The following is an 18,098-nucleotide window of genomic DNA, read 5'->3' on the forward strand; positions in this document are numbered from 1 at the left end:
AGTCGGCTTACCAACGACTTACTTTAACCATTGCTTCTCTTGCCAAGCTTAAGCCCTTCTCTATTTCGCCCAATTCAGCTTTCAGGTTTAATAGCATGTCAGGGCAATGCTTAAGTTGTAACTGGGTTTTAATGGCTTCATGTTGGTTTGTGAGATTATCTATTTCCGCTTGCAAGCGTTGCAGATGCTGCTGACGACTAGCAATCATTTGTAGGGAAACTGATGTTTGTTGCTTGGGCTGATTTTTCTGAAGGCGGCATAAGCTGACCAGGACATCAATTTTACGTTGAATTTTTTGTGCAATGTAATAGCCACTGTATTCGTGCTGATGATTGGCCAACTGCTGTAAATCGACTTTTATCTCCAAAATAAAAGCACCAGGCCCTGCCTCAGAGGACAACCGGAATAAACCTTTTGGTAAAACATTGGGCGATACATGCTGTCCTAGTTTAGCCATCTTCCACTCCAATTCAGGTAAACGGCTTTCTAATGTTTTAAGCAATTCGCCAATGTTCATTTGTGAATCTCAACTCTAGACGGCAGCGACATCCGTTTCTAGTTTGCGTGAGGCAGCTCTTGCCTGAATCCAAGTACTGATAAAAGGCGGTAAACACATTAAAATTAACCCCGAGATCAGGATTAATTCATATTGGCCAACAGAACCTACATTGATACCCTCAGGTGGCATAAAGCTTACTACCAGAGTGGTCAAACAACCGATAATCCCTATACCGGCCACCGTCGTTAAACCAAGCACTCCTCCTGGAATGCGGAAAGCTCTCGGATGATCTGGGGCACTTATACGTAACTTAATTGCGGCAATAAACATCAGTAGATACATGAGCATATACAGCTGGGCAGCCAATGCGGTTAAAAACCAATATGAACCATTTACCGAAGGCATGAATAAAAATAAAAAGGACAAAATGGTGACAATGACCGCTTGAATCATCAACATGGTCACCGGTGCACCATGTTGGTTTGCTTTTTGGAACAATTCAGGCAAATTACCATCTTCCGCCGCAACCATTAAACCTTTGGTTGGGGCAATTATCCAATTACTGACGCCACCTAAGCCCCCCATAACAAGCATTATGGCCACAATGGGCATAAACCAACCAAGATGGTATCTTGCAAAGAAGGCATCAAAAGCCTGCATAATACCTGCTACTAAATTAATATCATCGTGTGGCAAAACCACAGCAATAGCCAGAGAGCCCAGGATTAATGTGCTAAGAATAATAAACACTGAATACGTTAAGGCCCGAGGAAATGCTTTTTGAGGTTCCTTCACATCATTGGCATGAACTGTGGCGATTTCAATACCACAAAAGGACATCATAATTGCAGTAAGAGAAACCCACATTGAGCGATCCTGCCAATGTGGACTAATCGCTTGAGAATCAAATTGCACTTGCAAAGGATTACCACCCGCAATCCAAACGGCTCCTAAACCGATAATTAAGCCCATTGGGAGCAATAAACCGGAAAGAGCACAGACATTGCTGAACAATGCCGAAGAGCGCATACCGCGCAAATTGACCAAAGTGGCGCCCCAAAAAGAGCAAACAATCACAAGCCACAGGAAGTGTGCATTATTGGCCATGGAAGGGTTGATGAGATAACCAATAGTTCCTGCGACAAAGGAGAGGATAGTCGGATACCAAATAACATTTTCAATCCACTGCAGCCAGATTGCTAAAAACCCAACTTTTTTTCCGAAGGCTTCCTTTACCCAAATATAAATACCACCTTGCTTCGCCCATCCAGAGGCCAGTTCCGCTGAAACTAAAGCAGTGGGAATCAGAAAAAATATCGCTCCCAAAATAAAAAAAGATATGAGTTGACTACCAAATAATGCGGTGGCGGGCAAATTACGGATGCTATCCACAGAACCGACAGTTATCATAGTTAGGCTAAAAATGGTCAATGCATGCTTATTACTGCTCATTGGATTCCTTCTCTGCTATTCCAAACGACTTGCAAAAAGGTCATTGTAACGGGACAAGCTTAAGATAACCTTAATAATCGTGTAAAAACTAAACAAAATTGGCCTTACTCTACGACACTCTGATGTATTTGTAAATGTGCAAAAACCGAAGAAAAAGTCATCTGACACTCATAAGGGCTAGTTTCACTAATTTTTCAGAATGAACACAAACCTGTCTTTGCAAAATTATCTTTCTTTAATGGCTTTGCCCCTTCCAAAATACTTGCTAGGATAAAACAATTGCACAACTGGATTGCGTTCATGCGTAATGGATTATTTTTTAATGTAACCTGTGTAAGTTTTCTATTTTCATCCATGGTTTTTTCGGCTGATTTGGCTAAGGGCTATCTCCTTTGCCGCGATGCCAGTACATTAATTGTTAATGCGAAATTCATCACCCTTAACCCTTCTCAACCTGAAGCCACAGCAGTTGCCGTTCGTCATGGGCGCTTAGTGGCTGTGGGCGAGCAAAGTCAAATCTTAGCCCATTGTCGTGGCAATGAAAGCCAAGTGATTGATTTAAAGGGGGCATTCGTTGTTCCCGGTTTTATTGATACCCATTCTAAATTTATACTCTATGGTTGGTTATCCCAGCAGCCAGGCTACGAGCAACCAACAACAACCACTAAGCAATTGCTTGAAACTCTTAAAAATAAACCACTTAATGAAGAGGGCTGGTTGATAGCCAGCAACTACAATCCCGTTAATGTAAACGATGAAGCCTTAAACAAAGTCCTCTTAGATGAGCATCTTAAGGATAAACCCTGCTTGGTTTTTTATTCTTCAGGTAACGAAGTATTGCTCAATCAAGCCGCCATTGAGAAACTTTCATCCCAGGATAGGGCTAAAGATCTAAAAATTAATGCACAAGGATTAATTTCCGGAAAAGATTTAAAACGTTTACTGTCATTGCTCATCGACAAAAATAAAGCCACCCTGGCCATTCAAAAAGCAAGCAAATATTACACACAGCAAGGCTATACCACTGTGACAGAAACCATGGTAAATCAACCTTGGCTTGCTGCTTATGAGCATGCAGCTGAACAGGCTAATTCACTCGATATCATTTTCAATCCTGATGATGCTTCTGATAAAAGATTATTAGAGATAATTTATCAGGACAACCCTCGCTTTTATATTGGCCCCCTGCTGATGCAAATTGACGGCGAAGTAGAAGACGGCGCTGCTTTTTTCACAAAACCCTATTTAAAATCGGCTGTCGAGCCCAATGCTATATGGCCTGGAACACTGAGAGTCACGAAAAAAGAGCTTGAAGATGCGCTCAATAATTCTGCGAAGGAAAACACTTCTTTGGCTTTGGAAGTAAACGGGGATGCCGCTTTGGATTTAGTTCTTAATGCGGCCATAAAGACCCGAGGAAATGCGCCTGATTTACTGGTTTTTAATGCTCCTCTCTTACGCAACGATCAACTTCAGCGTCTGCAGCAACTTGGAATAAAATTAAGTTGGTATGCTCCCTACATTTACCTCCACAGTGCTGAGCTATGCAATCTCTTGAATAATCCCGGAGCGTTGTTTGATAATCTTTCTTTTTCCTCTGCGCCCCACTTGCTCAATGGGATAAGCATTCAAGCCAATTCGCCATCAACTCCTCCTGTTCCCTTACAAATGTTAAGCCTGCTGCAAAACAGTTCCTTGTCAGGCAAAGCCCAATCCTGCTTAAAACCACCCAAATTGCAACTTTCTCCCGAAGCACTTTTAGGTACCCTGACCATTAATGCGGCTAAAGCCTTTAACCTGCAGCAAGACAAAGGTACATTGGAGGTGGGAAAATTAGCCGATATGGCTATTCTAAATGGGAACCCTTTGCAACAGCGCGGCCTACAGAATCTGAACGTTTTGGGCACTATTTCAAGAGGGAAATTGCAATGGAATCAAGTTCCCTCTGTGGAATAGCATGGTATCAGCTTAGTCATTCAAAGCGGCTAAGATTAGTTTTGGCTTTTTACTTAATATATAAATGAATAATAATTTGCTATTGCACATGTTCATTTTTCTGGCTGGTGCCTGTTTAATCGTACCCCTTGCAAGCCGATTCAAACTGGGTTCTGTGCTGGGTTATCTCATCGTTGGCGTTTTAATTGGGCCTTTCGGTTTAAATTTAATAGCCAATCCTGAGCAGATTATGCATTTTGCTGAGTTTGGCATCATTATGATGCTATTTCTCATTGGTTTAGAATTAGAACCAGCAAAAATATGGCAGTTGCGAAAAACAATCATAGGATTAGGCTCACTCCAAGTCACACTCACAACCGCAGTAATGATGGCTTTGGGAATTACGGCTGGATGGAGTTGGAAAGAAAGTTTGGCGGTTAGCCTGTCACTTTCCTTGTCATCAACCGCTCTTGTGCTGCAAACCTTGCAAGAAAAAAACTTAATGCGCACCGCCATGGGGGAAACTTCTTTTGCGGTACTCCTTTTTCAAGATATTGCAGTAATTCCAATTCTAATCATTATGCCCATGCTGGCTTTTTCAGGTTCCACAGTGGAGCTGGGGTCAAAGCAAAACCTTTTGGATGCTTGGTCGCATGCGAGTTTAATTTCAGCAGTTATTGCTGCTGTTATTGTGTTTGGACACTATTTTTCTCATCATCTCTTTGCACTTATAGCCAAGACTAACCTTCGAGAAGTATTCACTGCAACGTCTCTGGCGCTCATCATTGGCATTGCCCTTCTCATGCAGCGAATAGGTGTTTCACCTGGGCTTGGGGCATTCATTGCTGGCGTGGTATTAGCCAATTCGGAATATAAGCGCAGCCTCGAAACGGACATAGAACCGTTTAAAGGCTTGTTGCTTGGCCTTTTTTTTATTTCCGTTGGCATGAGCATGAATTTCAACATCTTATTCGCGCAACCCATTGCTGTTTTCTCCACTGTTCTCCTGCTTATTTCAATTAAAATATTGCTGTTGTACATACTGGGACGTTATTTTGGCTTTAGCACTTTGCAAACCTTAGGCATTGCCTTTATTTTGTCACAGGGGAGTGAATTTGCTTTTGTTTTGTTGCAGTTTGCTAAAGACACAGGAGTTTTAACCAAGGGCAGTGCTAATTTTTTCAGCCTTGCCGTGGTGCTTTCCATGGCTACAACCCCTTTGTTATTTTTTATCTTCCAACGCTGGATACTCCCTCGATTTTTGACGATTTTGCCTAAAGACCGGTTTGATGTTATCGAGGAAAAGCAAGCTGTTATTCTGGCGGGTTATGGCCGATTTGGACAAGTGATCGGCCGTTTTTTAGATGCACAAGGCATTGCACTAACGATACTCGAAAAAGATCCCGATCAAATTGATTTATTGCGCAAATTTGGATTTAAAGGTTATTTTGGTGATGCATCGCGGTTGGATTTATTAAAGAATGCAGGTGCAGATGAAGCCAAACTGCTCATTGTAACCGTTGATGATCCTGATGTTTGCCTAGACATTGTGAGATTAGCCAAAGAGGAATTTCCAAATCTTGCAATTTATGCACGCGCTCGTAATCGCCGGCACGCTTATGAGCTCCACAAAGCTGGAGTTCATTACTTTAAACGAGAAACCTTTGATTCTTCACTATCAATGGCGAAAGAAATTATGAAGTTTTTAGGCCATGCTGAAGAAGTTATTGAAGAAAAAGCCAAAACGTTTGCTGAACACGATGAACGATTCCTTAAACAATCATTTTCATTTTTTGAAAAGGAACAGGAGCTTATTAGTTTTTCACAGCAAGCGCGAGGAGAATTAGAACGAATTCTTAACCAGGACAAACAGCGGGATTCCTAGCAACGCAAGCTTTTAAAGCTTGCGTTTGAATACCATTAATTTTCCGCTTTAAAGCGGTCGACACTGGCCATGATTTCCTGTCGAGCGGCTTCAGGGCCTTCCCAACCATCCAGTTTGACCCATTTCCCTTCTTCCAAGTCTTTGTAATGCTGGAAAAAATGCTCCAATGATAATAACAAGTGACGAGGAAGATCACTGTAGGTGCTTACCGTTTCATACATTTTGGTCAGTTTGCTTGTGGGAACAGCCAACAGCTTGGCATCTACCCCTGCTTCATCCGTCATTTTAAGCATGCCCACAGGACGGCAAGGTATGACCGCACCGCTTATTAAAGGAACAGGAGTGATTACAAGAACATCAACAGGATCACCATCTTCTGATAAGGTATTGGGAATATAGCCATAGTTTGCCGGATAAAACATCGCTGTGGTCATAAAGCGATCGACAAATAACGCTCCAGAATCTTTGTTCACCTCATACTTGACGGGCTCACCATGCATTGGAATTTCAATAATGACATTAATTTCATTAGGGATATCTCGACCACTTTTTATGTCCTTTAAGCTCATTATTCTCCACCCAGGTAATTAAATAACGCGATATTATGCGCAAATCCTTTATAAAAGGCAAAAATTTACCTAAATAGCTTTCAAAAGGCATGCTTCTTTACTATTTTATGGCTAAGGCTTTTTTATCTTGATTAAGTGGAGTTATAATCCTAGGTTAAAATAAAACCCATCGGGGTAACTATGAGCTGCTTGTTTTGCAAAATTGCTTCTGGAGAAATACAGGCCGATGTTGTATTTGAGACTCCAGAACTGATTGTAATTCGTGACATCAAACCGCAAGCCCCTACACATCTGTTGCTAATCCCTAAAAAGCACATTGCCACAATCAATGATGCTGATAGTCAAGATGAGCAATTACTGGGCCGAATGATTCTCACGGCAAAAAACATGGCGAAAAATGAGCTACTTAATGATGGGTATCGCTTAGTTTTTAATGTTGATTCCGGTGGTGGGCAGGAAGTTTTCCACATTCATTTACATCTGCTTGGCGGTCGACCAATGACTTGGCCACCGGGCTAGGGTTTACATAAATGCAGGAACTGTATAAAGAAATTTTAACAAGAATTGGTGAAGATCCGAACAGAGAAGGCTTACGGGACACCCCTGAGCGCGCAGCCAATGCTTTTCGTTACTTGACAAAAGGTTATCATGAGCATTTAGATGACATCATTAATGAAGCCTTATTCGAATCAGACATGAGCGAAATGGTCATCGTCAAGGATATTGAAATGTATTCGATGTGCGAACATCATCTTCTTCCCTTTCTTGGCAAGTGTCATGTGGGATATTTACCAGATGGTAAAGTTCTTGGTCTCTCTAAGGTGGCAAGGATTGTCGATTATTTCGCCAGAAGATTGCAAATTCAAGAAAGATTAACCACTGAAATAGCTCATTGCATTGAATCCATCACCAATGCCAGAGGTGTTGCTGTAGTGATGGAAGCCAAACATCTGTGTATGATGATGCGAGGAGTTGAAAAACAGGGCTCAGTAATGACAACATCCGTCATGCTGGGTGAAATGCGAAATAATCCTTCGAGCCGCTCTGAGTTTTTACGTCTCATCCGCTAAGTATTTCTGCAATTGGTCGGTGGAGAAGACAACCCCCGCCCTTTTTCAAGTGATTGTAATTGAAGATAAGCAGCCAGAGAAAACTCTGACTGCTCTTTATGCTATTCCTCTTCTGAAGAATGGTCGGTGTGAGTAGTAGCCTCTGATTGTTCCTCTTCACTTGCTGCATTAGCTTGAGGCTCATCAGAATTCGGCTTATTTTCTTCTTTAGCCTTTGCTGGTTGCTGGGGTTTATCCTTCCACTCCAGTTTAACTCGACCTTGTTTATCCACTCCAGCCACATACACTTCTATTTGCTGGCCTTCGGATAAGACATCTTCAACTTTCCCTGAGCGATCGCTGCAAATTTGTGAAATATGTAGAAGACCATCTTTGCCGGGTAACAAATTAATAAAGGCGCCAAAATCTACGATTTTACTGACTTTACCTGAGTACGTTTGGCCCACTTCAACTTCAGCAATCAATGCTTTAATTTGACGTTGAGCTTCTTCCAGTGCCGCAGCATCAGGAGAAAAGAGCTGAACCACGCCGCTGTCATCTATATCAATAGATACACCAGTATTCTCACTTAAACCTTTAATGGTTGCGCCACCCTTACCAATGATGGTACGAATTTTGTCTTCAGCTACCTTCATGGTTGTAATTCGGGGAGCATGAACCGACAACTCATCGCGATGCTCAGACAATGCATTGTTCATAACAGAGAGAATGTGAGTTCTTCCAGCCAAGGCTTGATCCAGGGCTTGCGCCATGATTTCTTTGGTAATGCCAGTGATCTTAATATCCATTTGCAAAGCAGTCACGCCTTTCTCAGTACCGGCCACTTTGAAATCCATATCGCCTAAATGATCCTCATCTCCAAGAATGTCTGTTAAAACAGCAAATCGTTCGCCTTCTTTAATTAAGCCCATCGCCACGCCAGCAACGGGAGCTTTTAATGGAACACCCGCATCCATTAATGCCAAGCTGGTGCCGCAAACTGTAGCCATTGAACTTGAACCATTCGATTCGGTAATTTCAGAGACTACGCGTAAGACATAAGGAAATTCACTCGCAGAGGGTAATACGGCCATTAATGCTCGTTTCGCCAAGCGACCATGACCTATTTCACGACGTTTTGGACTTCCCACCTGTCCCGTTTCACCCACTGAATAGGGAGGGAAGTTATAATGCAACATGAAGCGATCTCTCGTTTCACCAGTCAAATAATCTAATATTTGAGCATCGCGGTCATTTCCAAGTGTCGCAACCACCAAGGCCTGGGTTTCACCACGAGTAAATAGTGCCGAACCGTGGGTTCTTTCCAGCAACTTCGTACGTATATTAATCGGGCGAACTGTCTTGTGATCACGTCCATCAATTCGAGGCTCGCCATCCAGGATGCGTTTACGAATGATGGCTCTTTCAACGTTATCAAGCATCTCTGTGGCAATGGTGGTGTTCAATTCAGGCTGCTCAGCCAATAAACTATCCATTACCTGTTGCTTAATCTCCAGCAAACGTTGACGACGTTGCATTTTGTCTTTAATCAAATAAGCATCTGCAACCGAGCTGCTTGCCAGCTCAGCAATATGAGTTTGTAACACTTGATCCGTTGGTGCTGGCGCCCAATCCCATGCTGGCTTGCCAACTTCCCTGGCTAATTCATTAATACCCTTAATAACTGTTTGCATCATTTCATGGCCGAATAAAACCGCACCAAGCATGATTTCTTCACTCAATTCCTTAGCCTCTGATTCAACCATCAAAATGGCGTCGGCAGTACCGGCAACGACCAAATCCAGCTCGGATTCAGCGATTTGCTTATAGCCAGGATTCAAAAGATAAATACCATCTTTATAACCGACCCTTGCCGCTCCAATAGGGCCCTGGAAAGGAATGCCAGAAATGGCTAAGGCTGCTGAAGCAGCAATCATGGAAACAATATCAGCCGGCACATCGGGGTTGAGTGAAAGTACCGTTGCAATAATTTGCACTTCATTATAAAAATTGTCTGGGAATAACGGTCTTAATGGCCGATCAATTAAGCGAGAAACCAATGTTTCATGCTCACTAGGCCGCCCTTCTCGTTTATTAAACCCTCCTGGGATTTTACCGGCAGCAAATGCTTTTTCTTGATAATTTACTGTCAGAGGGAAAAAACCACCGCTAGCAGCTTCTGCTTTATTTCCTACTGCAGTCACCAGTACCTGCGTTCCACCCATGCTTGCAAAAATGGCATCGGCTTGCCGGGCAATTTCACCCGTCTCCAGTACCAGCGTATGTTCTCCGAACCTTATTTCTTTAGTGATTTTGGCCACTTAAGTTACCCCTTAAATTCATAATAATAAAAAGGCGCAGAAAACTGCGCCTTTAATTCTGACGAGATAGTTGAAGCTTGTCCCCATGAACATGGCTCAAACTATTAATAGGAATCTCGTAAACCTAAATTTTGAATCAAAGTCTGATAACGATTTTGATCCGTCTTTTTCAAATACTTGAGCAGTTTGCGTCGTTTGTTAACCAATTCTTGCAAACCACGTCGAGAATGGAAATCTTTTTTGTGTTCTTTGAAATGCTCAGTTAAATACTTAATACGTCCAGTCATCAAAGAAACTTGTACTTCAGGTGAACCTGTATCTTTGTCACCGCGTTGGTATTCATTAATGATTTCTGCTTTTTGTGCGCTAGTTAGCGACATATTCACTCCTAGAGATAGCCAGTGTTCTTTTAAAGGGAAGCATTCTATCAAGGCAAGGCCATTGACACAAGTATTAGCTAATAATTTGTGCAATTTCCTTCAATTATTAAACGTTGATTAGTGAATTTTTAAACAACCCTTACAAAATAGTCTTAGTTGCTAAATCTGTCAATAAGCGTTTCACAATTAGCCTATCAGGCAAGCACTCCCCTAAGCCAATAAAATGAGCTGCTTCATCATAAAGACGAACGCAGCCCAGTAAATGATTTAAACCCAACCCCATTAATGCCTTGCCTTGTCGCAGGGATTGTACCTCACTCTCTCCCAAGGTTATCGAGGGTAAGTGATTAACAGCCCTATCCATCGGCAAAAGGCAGTCCAACAATTCTGAAAAAGTCTTTTTCTCCAACTCTTCAAAATCAAACATTTTCTCATTGGCGAAACCTGAGGTGTGCAATCGGTGAAGCCGGGAAATATGTGCACCCACCCCCAGGAAATCGCCAATGTCTTCAACTAAATTTCGAATATAAGTTCCCTTGCTGCAATTGACGCGAATGTCAAACTGCTGGCCATTAAAACGCTGTAAGGACAATTCATGAATACTGATGGAGCGTCCCTCCCGCGGAAGCACAATTCCTTCACGAGCAAATTTATAAAGTGGGACTCCTTTATGCTTCAATGCGGAAAACATCGAAGGAGTCTGCTTGATCTGCCCTCTATGATTTGCAATCGCAGCAAGTAGTTCAGCCTCAGTTATAATAAAATCCTTTTTCTCTTCCACCATTTCACCCATGGCATCACCCGTGTTGGTTTTAATGCCGAGCACTCCGGTTGCCTCATAAACTTTATCAGCATCTAACAGATACTGACAAAATTTGGTGGCTTCCCCAAAACAAATGGGTAGCATGCCGGTTGCCAAGGGATCAAGGCTCCCGGTATGGCCAGCCTTTTTAGCTTGGAATAAGCGTTTTGCCTTTTGCAAAACCGCATTGGACGAAAAGCCTTTGGGTTTATTCAACAGCAAAATGCCATTTATTGGATGGATGGAGTCAGTTTTCTTCATTGTCCCGCGGATTCACCTCATCAATTAATCGGCTCAATCGTTGGCCGTATTCAATTGACTCATCATAAACAAAATGCAGCTGCGGAACAGTTCTGAGCTTTATGGATCTCGCTAATGCAGTGCGTAAATAACTTGCTGCAGCATTGAGAATAGACGTGGTTAAGGGAATGTCACCGTTTAAAATAGTGAAATACACTTTGGCATGTCCAAGATCCGCGGATACCTTAACTGCAGAAATGGTAACAAAAGCAGGTAAGCGTGGGTCTTTTATTTCTTGCTGGATTATTTGCGACAGCTTGCGTTGCATCATTTCTGCAACGCGGTCTGTACGCTTGAAATCATTCCTCATAAATCTCGCTTAATTTCAATGGTCTCAAATACTTCGATCAAATCACCGGGTTTAACATCATTATAGTTCTTTACGCCAATGCCGCATTCAAAACCTTGTCGCACCTCAAGAACATCATCCTTAAATCGTCGTAAAGACTCTAAGGTGCCTTCATAAATCACGACATTGTTTCTCAATACTCTAATGGGATTGTTTCTTTTGATCACACCTTCAACGACCATACATCCAGCAATTGCACCGAGTTTAGGTGAGCGGAAGACTTCGCGAACTTCAGCGATACCAATGATTTCCTCTTTAAATTGCGGCGCAAGCATGCCTGATAAGGCACTTTTGACTTGATCCACAATATCGTAAATGACACTGAAGTAATGAATTGAGACCGATTCTTGTTCAGCCAGTTTTTTAGCACCACCATCAGCTCTAACATTAAATCCAACCAAGATGGCGTTTGAAGCAATCGCCAGATGAACGTCGGATTCAGTAATACCACCCACGCCGCTTGCAATAATGTCTACCTTGACCTCATCCGTAGACAGTTTAACCAAGGCATCAGCGATGGCTTCGACTGACCCCTGGACGTCTGCTTTAAGAACGATGTTAAGTACTTTGCTTTCAGCTGAAGTCATGCTCTCAAAAATACCTTCTAGCGAGGATTTTTGTCGTCGGGCAAGTTTCACATCGCGGAACTTACCTTGACGGAATAATGCAACCTCACGTGCGCGTTTTTCATCAGGAACAACAACAGCTTCATCCCCAGCATGAGGAATAGCAGAGAGGCCCAGAACCTCCACAGGTATAGAAGGACCTGCGCTGTCTACTTGTTTTCCACTGTCGCTGACCAGTGCACGAACGCGGCCGTATTGTAAACCGGCAAGAAGGATATCTCCTTTATGCAGTGTGCCACTCTGAACCAAAATGGTCGCTACTGGTCCCCGGCCTTTATCCAGACGAGATTCAATAACCACACCCTTTGCCGCCCCATCCGTGATGGCTTTCAATTCCAGAACTTCAGCCTGCAACAAGATAGCATCAAGCAATTCATCAATGCCCAACCCTGCTTTGGCTGATATTTGTACAAACATGGTATCGCCACCCCATGACTCAGGAATGACTTCGTATTGCGACAACTCATTCATGACGCGATCAGGGTCTGCATCGGGCTTATCCATTTTGTTGATTGCAACAATAATAGGAACATTCGCGGCCTTCGCGTGTTGGATGGCTTCAATGGTTTGAGGTTTTACACCATCATCCGCAGCAACAATTAGAATGACAATATCCGTTGCCTGTGCACCCCGAGCCCGCATTGCAGTAAAAGCAGCGTGACCGGGAGTATCAAGGAAAGTAACTTCACCTTTTGCCGTGCTGACATGATAAGCACCGATATGCTGAGTAATTCCACCCGCTTCACCTGCTGCAACTTTGGTGCGTCTTATGTAATCCAGCAAGGAAGTTTTACCATGGTCTACGTGTCCCATGATCGTGACTACTGGAGCCCGAGTAGCAGTATGGCTTCCCTGACTTATAACGTCATCCAGGTTATCTTCAATGGCATTTTCTTTAAGAATTTTAGGCTTATGGCCCATTTCCTCGACAACAATAACGGCAGTATCCTGATCGATAACCTGATTAATGGTAGCCATTGCTCCCAAACCCATCATTACCTTGATGACTTCAGCTGCTTTAACAGACATGCGTTTTGCCAAATCAGCAACGGTAATGGTTTCAGGAATTGCAACCTCATGAATTACCGGTGCTGTCGGCATAGCAAAACCATGGGTCAATGCTTCTTCAGCTTCCCTGTATTTTTCAGATTTTTCATTCCCTCTGCGCTTTTTGGCTTTATGGCGTTTTGGTCGAGCATGCATGCCCTCTTCATCGTCATGTTCGGGTGCTACGTATTTGCCTTTCTTTTTGCCTTTCTTGAATTCAGACTCGATCTCAATCTCTTTTTTATCGAGATGCTTTTTCTTGGTTACGCGCTCGGCCTTATCTTCTACGCTAACTTCTGCAGCTTCTTCCGACGCAACAGGCTCCGCTACCGGTGTTTGGATCTCTTCAACAGGCTGCCCTTCTGGATTTTCAACTGCTTCTTCAACTGCTTGGGCGGATTCAATTTGCTCAGGTTGAGCTTCGGCTTGAATTTCTTCTGCTGCAGGACTTAATTGTTCTTGGCCATTTATAGAAGCCGCCTCATTTTCAACCACACTTTCATGCAAAGGTTGTTCAATTTCAGCTTCATGTTCCGCTTCCTGCTGTTGCTCAAGCAAGCTGCTTCTCTTGACGTAAGTACGCTTTTTACGAACCTCAACATTTACTGTTTTGCCACTGTGTATGTCATGGCCGACCGTTACTTGTGTTAAGCTTTTACGTTTCAGAGTAATGCGCTGAGGAGTTGAACGAGCTTCCCGATTCGCATTGCTCGTTAAATAATTTAATAAGATGCGTCTTTGGTCATCATTTACTGTCTCATTATCATCGCTAAACGATAATCCTGCTTCCTGTAAATGGTCTAATAGGCGTTTGGCAGGGATACCAACGACTTGAGCCAATTGTTTAACCGTCACATCCGCCATAATTTAACCCCCTTTCAGCAATTTGCAAGGAAATTGCTCTAAAATTCTAATGCTTCAAACCTTCAGTTGGCTCATCCAAGCATAATTCAGCCTTGCTATTGCTCAAGCTGCATTATGAGCCAATCATGTCAAATAGGCTGTGCTATTGAAACCATGGTTCCCGTGCTTTCATGATCAAGGTAGCAGCTTTTTCTTCTGTCATACCTTCAATTTCGAGCAGTTCATCAACAGATTGTTCTGCTAAATCATCCATTGTGGTGATGCCTTTAGCAGCCAAATTATTTGCCAAAGCTTCTGTCATACCCTCCATAGAGAGCAAGGAATCGGATGGAGTACCGGCTAGCCCCTGACCAGAAGTTAAGGCTTGTGTTAACAAAATATCATTTGCCCGATTTCTAAGTTCATCCACAATCTCTTCGTCAAACTCCTCAATAGCCAACAATTCATCCTTTGGAACATAGGCAATTTCCTCTAATGAAGAAAACCCATTGGCAACTAAAAGATTGGCAATTTCCTCGTCAATTTCTAGAGCTGAGGTAAATAAATTGATGAGTTTGCTGGACTCTTCTTGGCTTTTGTTATTGAAATCTTCGACGGTCATGACATTCAACGTCCATCCCGTGAGTTGGCTAGCCAAGCGAACATTCTGTCCACTTCTACCAATGGCTTGAGACAATTGATCCTTTTGCACCGCCAGATCCATGGTGTGACTGTCTTCATCAACTACAATCGAAGTGATTTCAGCGGGAGCCATTGCATTAATAACCAATTGTGCTGGGTTATCGTCCCATAAAATAATATCTACACGCTCGCCACCCAGTTCACTCGATACAGCCTGGACTCGTGCACCTCGCATGCCGACGCAAGCACCTACTGGATCAATTCGACCATCGTTCGTTTTGACAGCAATCTTCGCTCTGTTGCCAGGCTCTCTTGCTGCAGCCTTAATTTCAATAATGTTTTCGCCGATTTCAGGAACCTCTATGCGAAATAACTCAATCAACATTTCATTACGAATTCGGCTTACAAACAGCTGCGGGCCTCTTGCCTGAGGGACAATATCATAAAGATAGGCGCGTACTCTATCATTTGGTCGAAACATTTCATTGGGCAGCATTTCGTTTCTGGGCATAAATGCCTCAGCTTTTCCACCTAAATCAATGATGATGTTATCGCGTGTTACTTTTTTAACTGTACCATAAATAAGTTGTCCTAATTTACTTTGAAATTGATCAACAACTTGTTGCCTTTCAGCCTCACGTACTTTTTGCATGATCACTTGTCGGGCCGTCTGTGCTGCAATTCTACCAAATTCAATTGAAGGCATTGGCTCTTCAATGCGACCGCCAATCTCAATTGCTGGTGAACGTTCTCTGGCTTGTGCCAAAGTGATTTGCCTTTCTGGAAATTCTAAATCTTCTTCCGCAACCACATCCCAGTAACGATATGTTTCATAATCACCAGTACGTGGATCAAGGTTGACTCTAACTCCGATATCCTTATCAGTAAGCTTGCGAGTAGCGGATTCAAGGGCCGATTGAATGGCTTGTAAAACAACTTCCTTCTTTACACCTTTTTCATTAGATAATACTTCAGCAACTATTAACAATTCTTTGCTCATTGTTCGCCTCACTCGCTTGTCAAATTTGCTTTCACTATTTGGTTAAATTGCACTTCTAGCTGCTCGTCATCTATTTTCAACACCAAATTGTCTTCGTCAGCTGATACAATCACAGCTGTTATGGTTCGACTTCCATTTATTGGCTTAAATAGTTTGAGTCGAACTTCCTCTCCCACATAACGTTTATATTGTTCTTGATTGAACAGAGGCCGTGGAATCCCTGGTGATGATACTTCCAAACTGTAATTTCCTGGAATAGGATCTTCAACATCCAGGACCGCACTTACTTGTCTGCTGACTCGTTCGCAATCCTCAAGACCAATACCATCTTCTTTGTCAATATAAATGCGAAGCAGTGAATGCCTACCTTGTGCTAAGTATTCGCATCCCCAAAGCTCATATCCTAAGTCCTCAATCAGAGGTTTTAATAATTGTTCAATCTCGTTTTTGATCATATGTCACTCGACCTACATATCAGCAGGCACTATTTGAAATGATTATCATCTGAGTTCATCTGATGAACCTGGCCGCGCCTAGCAACCCTCCTTTAGCCTTTTCAGGATCCTTCAGAGAAGTAGGTTTTGGGTAACTTCGCCAAACTGACTATTTAACCGTACATTACCAATTTTTTATACATAATAAAAAACCCCAATAAATGGGGTTTTGAATAGTGGTAGCGGGGGCAGGATTTGAACCTACGACCTTCGGGTTATGAGCCCGACGAGCTACCAGGCTGCTCCACCCCGCATCAACTGAGGGCAAGTATACTAACCCTTCTGACACTTATCAAGCTTTTTTTTTAAAAGCATCACTAAATGAATACTTCACAGCCACTTCGCAGTTAATCTTATAAAATAGAGTACGATTGTCAAGAATGCAAGTGAGAGCCAATTGCATCAGGTTTTCAGCATGAGATGCCAGGCAGGCTTCATTTCGCCTGCCCAGTGTGTTGATTAGCTTGCAAAAGCATTAAAGCATGCATTGATTAGTGCAGAAGGAAATATTCCTAATAACAGCAAAGATAAAGAATTAAGCGAAAATACCAAATTCATAGCAGGTGCTAATTTTATTTCACTTGGATCTACCGCCTCATCAAAATACATAACTTTAACAATGCGAACATAGTAATAGGCACCTATCACAGCAAATACCAAACCAAACACCGCCAGCCAAGTTAAATGCACGTCTACCAAAGCCTTTAGAACCAATAATTTGGTGAAAAAACCAACGGTGGGTGGAATTCCAGCCATTGAAAACATGATGATTAACATCATGAAGGCAATCCAGGGATTACGCTTATTAAGTCCACGCAAATCGTCAACGGCTTCAACTTCAAGACCATTCTTCGACAACAAGACCAATAAACCAAAAGCAGCAACCGTCATTAACGCATAAACAATAATATAATAAAGCGCTGCCGCATAACCAGCAGCAGTGGCAGCCAGGATTCCAAATAATGCATAACCGACATGCGAAATCGCGGAATAGGCAAGAAGCCGTTTTATATTGGTCTGAGTTACCGCCAATAGGTTACCAATACCCGTGGACAGCAGGGTCATAATGATTAGAACCTGTTGCCATTGGCTAACCGCATCTGGAAGTGCTGTAGTTAAGATGCGCAATGCCATGCCTAAGGCAGCAATTTTAGGAGCCGTACTTAAGAATAAAGTCACCGAAGTGGGTGCACCTTGATAGACATCTGGCGCCCACATGTGAAAAGGAACAGCCGCCAATTTGAATCCAACACCGGCTAAGATAAAGACCAGAGCGAAGGATAAGAGCGTATTTTCTTGCTGCCAGTTTGCAGCCACTGCATTTGCAATGTCTAATAAATCCAATTTACCTGTAGCACCATAGATCAAAGACAAGCCATAAAGCAGCATGCCCGAAGCAATGGCGCCCATGATAAAGTATTTCATGGCGGCTTCTGCAGCGTCGCTGTTAGTACGTCGAATCGCTGTCATAGCATACAGCGGTAAGGACAATAATTCCAAACCCAGATAAATTGTAAGCAAAGAATGGGCGGACACAAGAATCATCATACCCAATATCGAAAACAATCCCAGGATATAATAATCACCGGATGGAATCTGGCGTTCATCAATATAGTGCCTTGAGTATAGAAATGACAGAAAGCCACTCAGGTAAATAAATAATTTCATAATTTGGGCTACATCATCACTGACGAAGAGGCCACCCAAAATGGTAGTTTTAAAGTTACCGAGGAAAAGAAAGCTTACTGCTGCTGCCAAAATCAGACCTATTTCTGCACACAGAAAGGCAATTGATGAATAGCGATGCCGAAAAAAGAGGTCTGCTAGCAAAGCAATAGCAGCCGTAACCAGCACAATCATTTCGGGCAAAGCAATGTGTAGATTTTCTAGTAATGCTGTCATGTC

14 protein-coding genes, 1 tRNA gene and 2 pseudogenes are annotated in these 18,098 nt (G+C 42.7%); 4 read left to right on the forward strand and 13 right to left on the reverse strand.

The genetic code is table 11. From position 1 onward, the window contains the following. Window positions 1–7: 7 nt before the first annotated feature. Together EL203_RS12845 and EL203_RS12850 are read right to left on the reverse strand one after the other, a co-directional pair. Window positions 8–517 (reverse strand): hypothetical protein, encoded by a 510-nt coding sequence (locus tag EL203_RS12845; protein ID WP_058471839.1) that lies wholly within the window; start codon window positions 515–517, stop codon window positions 8–10. A gap of 15 nt (window positions 518–532) precedes the next feature. Then, window positions 533–1,951 (reverse strand): APC family permease, encoded by a 1,419-nt coding sequence (locus EL203_RS12850; protein WP_058471838.1) that lies wholly within the window; start codon window positions 1,949–1,951, stop codon window positions 533–535. Window positions 1,952–2,251: 300 nt separating this feature from the next. Here EL203_RS12850 and EL203_RS12855 point away from each other — a divergent pair, with 300 nt between their 5' ends. Both EL203_RS12855 and EL203_RS12860 read left to right on the forward strand, forming a co-directional pair. After that, entirely contained in the window at window positions 2,252–3,907 is a 1,656-nt protein-coding gene (locus EL203_RS12855; protein WP_058471837.1) for an amidohydrolase family protein, read from the forward strand. Window positions 3,908–3,971: 64 nt separating this feature from the next. Further along, window positions 3,972–5,771 carry a monovalent cation:proton antiporter-2 (CPA2) family protein gene (locus tag EL203_RS12860; RefSeq protein ID WP_058471836.1) on the forward strand — a complete coding sequence of 600 codons (1,800 nt, stop codon included), beginning with the start codon at window positions 3,972–3,974 and terminating at the stop codon, window positions 5,769–5,771. Between the two features lie 35 nt (window positions 5,772–5,806). On the opposite strand, the gene ppa is transcribed toward EL203_RS12860, so the two are convergent. Continuing rightward, window positions 5,807–6,340: an inorganic diphosphatase gene (ppa, locus tag EL203_RS12865; RefSeq protein ID WP_058471835.1), complete on the reverse strand. Its 534-nt coding sequence runs from the start codon at window positions 6,338–6,340 to the stop codon at window positions 5,807–5,809. A 180-nt stretch (window positions 6,341–6,520) separates the two neighbouring features. Between ppa and EL203_RS12870 the strand changes: the two genes are divergently transcribed. Continuing rightward, window positions 6,521–6,859, forward strand: coding sequence for a histidine triad nucleotide-binding protein (locus EL203_RS12870; RefSeq protein ID WP_058471834.1), 339 nt, complete (start codon window positions 6,521–6,523; stop codon window positions 6,857–6,859). 11 nt (window positions 6,860–6,870) lie between these two features. Further along, a complete protein-coding gene (gene folE, locus EL203_RS12875; protein ID WP_058471833.1) occupies window positions 6,871–7,410 on the forward strand; it encodes a GTP cyclohydrolase I FolE in 540 nt (179 codons plus the stop codon). Between the two features lie 101 nt (window positions 7,411–7,511). Here folE and pnp read toward each other — a convergent pair whose 3' ends face one another. From pnp to nuoN, 10 genes and pseudogenes are all read right to left on the reverse strand, one after another. Continuing rightward, complete coding sequence (pnp, locus tag EL203_RS12880; protein WP_058471832.1) at window positions 7,512–9,710, reverse strand: polyribonucleotide nucleotidyltransferase; 2,199 nt, start codon at window positions 9,708–9,710, stop codon at window positions 7,512–7,514. A gap of 104 nt (window positions 9,711–9,814) precedes the next feature. Then, window positions 9,815–10,090, reverse strand: coding sequence for a 30S ribosomal protein S15 (rpsO, locus tag EL203_RS12885; RefSeq protein WP_058471831.1), 276 nt, complete (start codon window positions 10,088–10,090; stop codon window positions 9,815–9,817). Window positions 10,091–10,229: 139 nt separating this feature from the next. Beyond that, the gene (gene truB, locus EL203_RS12890; protein WP_058471830.1) at window positions 10,230–11,153 is read right to left on the reverse strand and encodes a tRNA pseudouridine(55) synthase TruB; all 924 of its coding nucleotides are present in this window, start codon (window positions 11,151–11,153) and stop codon (window positions 10,230–10,232) included. Continuing rightward, a complete protein-coding gene (gene rbfA / locus EL203_RS12895; RefSeq protein WP_058471829.1) occupies window positions 11,140–11,502 on the reverse strand; it encodes a 30S ribosome-binding factor RbfA in 363 nt (120 codons plus the stop codon). Before rbfA ends, truB begins: the two co-directional genes overlap by 14 nt. Beyond that, window positions 11,499–13,523: pseudogene (infB, locus tag EL203_RS12900) on the reverse strand (translation initiation factor IF-2); the annotation flags it as partial. The pseudogene infB and the gene rbfA, both read right to left, overlap by 4 nt. Window positions 13,524–13,691: 168 nt before the next feature. After that, window positions 13,692–14,078, reverse strand: a pseudogene (locus tag EL203_RS14785) (translation initiation factor IF-2 associated domain-containing protein); the annotation flags it as partial. Between the two features lie 142 nt (window positions 14,079–14,220). Next, complete coding sequence (gene nusA, locus EL203_RS12905) at window positions 14,221–15,699, reverse strand: transcription termination factor NusA (RefSeq protein WP_058471827.1); 1,479 nt, start codon at window positions 15,697–15,699, stop codon at window positions 14,221–14,223. A gap of 8 nt (window positions 15,700–15,707) precedes the next feature. After that, window positions 15,708–16,154 carry a ribosome maturation factor RimP gene (gene rimP, locus EL203_RS12910; RefSeq protein ID WP_058471826.1) on the reverse strand — a complete coding sequence of 149 codons (447 nt, stop codon included), beginning with the start codon at window positions 16,152–16,154 and terminating at the stop codon, window positions 15,708–15,710. Between the two features lie 216 nt (window positions 16,155–16,370). Further along, window positions 16,371–16,447: transfer RNA gene (locus EL203_RS12915), tRNA-Met, on the reverse strand. Between the two features lie 205 nt (window positions 16,448–16,652). Beyond that, window positions 16,653–18,095: an NADH-quinone oxidoreductase subunit NuoN gene (gene nuoN / locus EL203_RS12920; RefSeq protein ID WP_058471825.1), complete on the reverse strand. Its 1,443-nt coding sequence runs from the start codon at window positions 18,093–18,095 to the stop codon at window positions 16,653–16,655. Window positions 18,096–18,098 lie beyond the last annotated feature (3 nt).

It is taken from the genome of Legionella jordanis, assembly GCF_900637635.1.
In the GTDB taxonomy this organism is placed as follows: Bacteria; Pseudomonadota; Gammaproteobacteria; order Legionellales; family Legionellaceae; genus Tatlockia; species Tatlockia jordanis.

Bases quoted from the DNA above. Each gene is read 5' to 3' on its own strand.
- truB (WP_058471830.1), bottom strand. From the start codon at position 11,153: ATGAAGAAAACTGACTCCATCCATCCAATAAATGGCATTTTGCTGTTG.
- folE (WP_058471833.1), top strand. From the start codon at position 6,871: ATGCAGGAACTGTATAAAGAAATTTTAACAAGAATTGGTGAAGATCCG.
- nusA (WP_058471827.1), bottom strand. From the start codon at position 15,699: ATGAGCAAAGAATTGTTAATAGTTGCTGAAGTATTATCTAATGAAAAA.
- EL203_RS12850 (WP_058471838.1), bottom strand. From the start codon at position 1,951: ATGAGCAGTAATAAGCATGCATTGACCATTTTTAGCCTAACTATGATA.
- EL203_RS12860 (WP_058471836.1), top strand. From the start codon at position 3,972: ATGAATAATAATTTGCTATTGCACATGTTCATTTTTCTGGCTGGTGCC.
- EL203_RS12845 (WP_058471839.1), bottom strand. From the start codon at position 517: ATGAACATTGGCGAATTGCTTAAAACATTAGAAAGCCGTTTACCTGAA.
- rimP (WP_058471826.1), bottom strand. From the start codon at position 16,154: ATGATCAAAAACGAGATTGAACAATTATTAAAACCTCTGATTGAGGAC.
- rbfA (WP_058471829.1), bottom strand. From the start codon at position 11,502: ATGAGGAATGATTTCAAGCGTACAGACCGCGTTGCAGAAATGATGCAA.
- nuoN (WP_058471825.1), bottom strand. From the start codon at position 18,095: ATGACAGCATTACTAGAAAATCTACACATTGCTTTGCCCGAAATGATT.
- EL203_RS12870 (WP_058471834.1), top strand. From the start codon at position 6,521: ATGAGCTGCTTGTTTTGCAAAATTGCTTCTGGAGAAATACAGGCCGAT.
- ppa (WP_058471835.1), bottom strand. From the start codon at position 6,340: ATGAGCTTAAAGGACATAAAAAGTGGTCGAGATATCCCTAATGAAATT.
- rpsO (WP_058471831.1), bottom strand. From the start codon at position 10,090: ATGTCGCTAACTAGCGCACAAAAAGCAGAAATCATTAATGAATACCAA.
- EL203_RS12855 (WP_058471837.1), top strand. From the start codon at position 2,252: ATGCGTAATGGATTATTTTTTAATGTAACCTGTGTAAGTTTTCTATTT.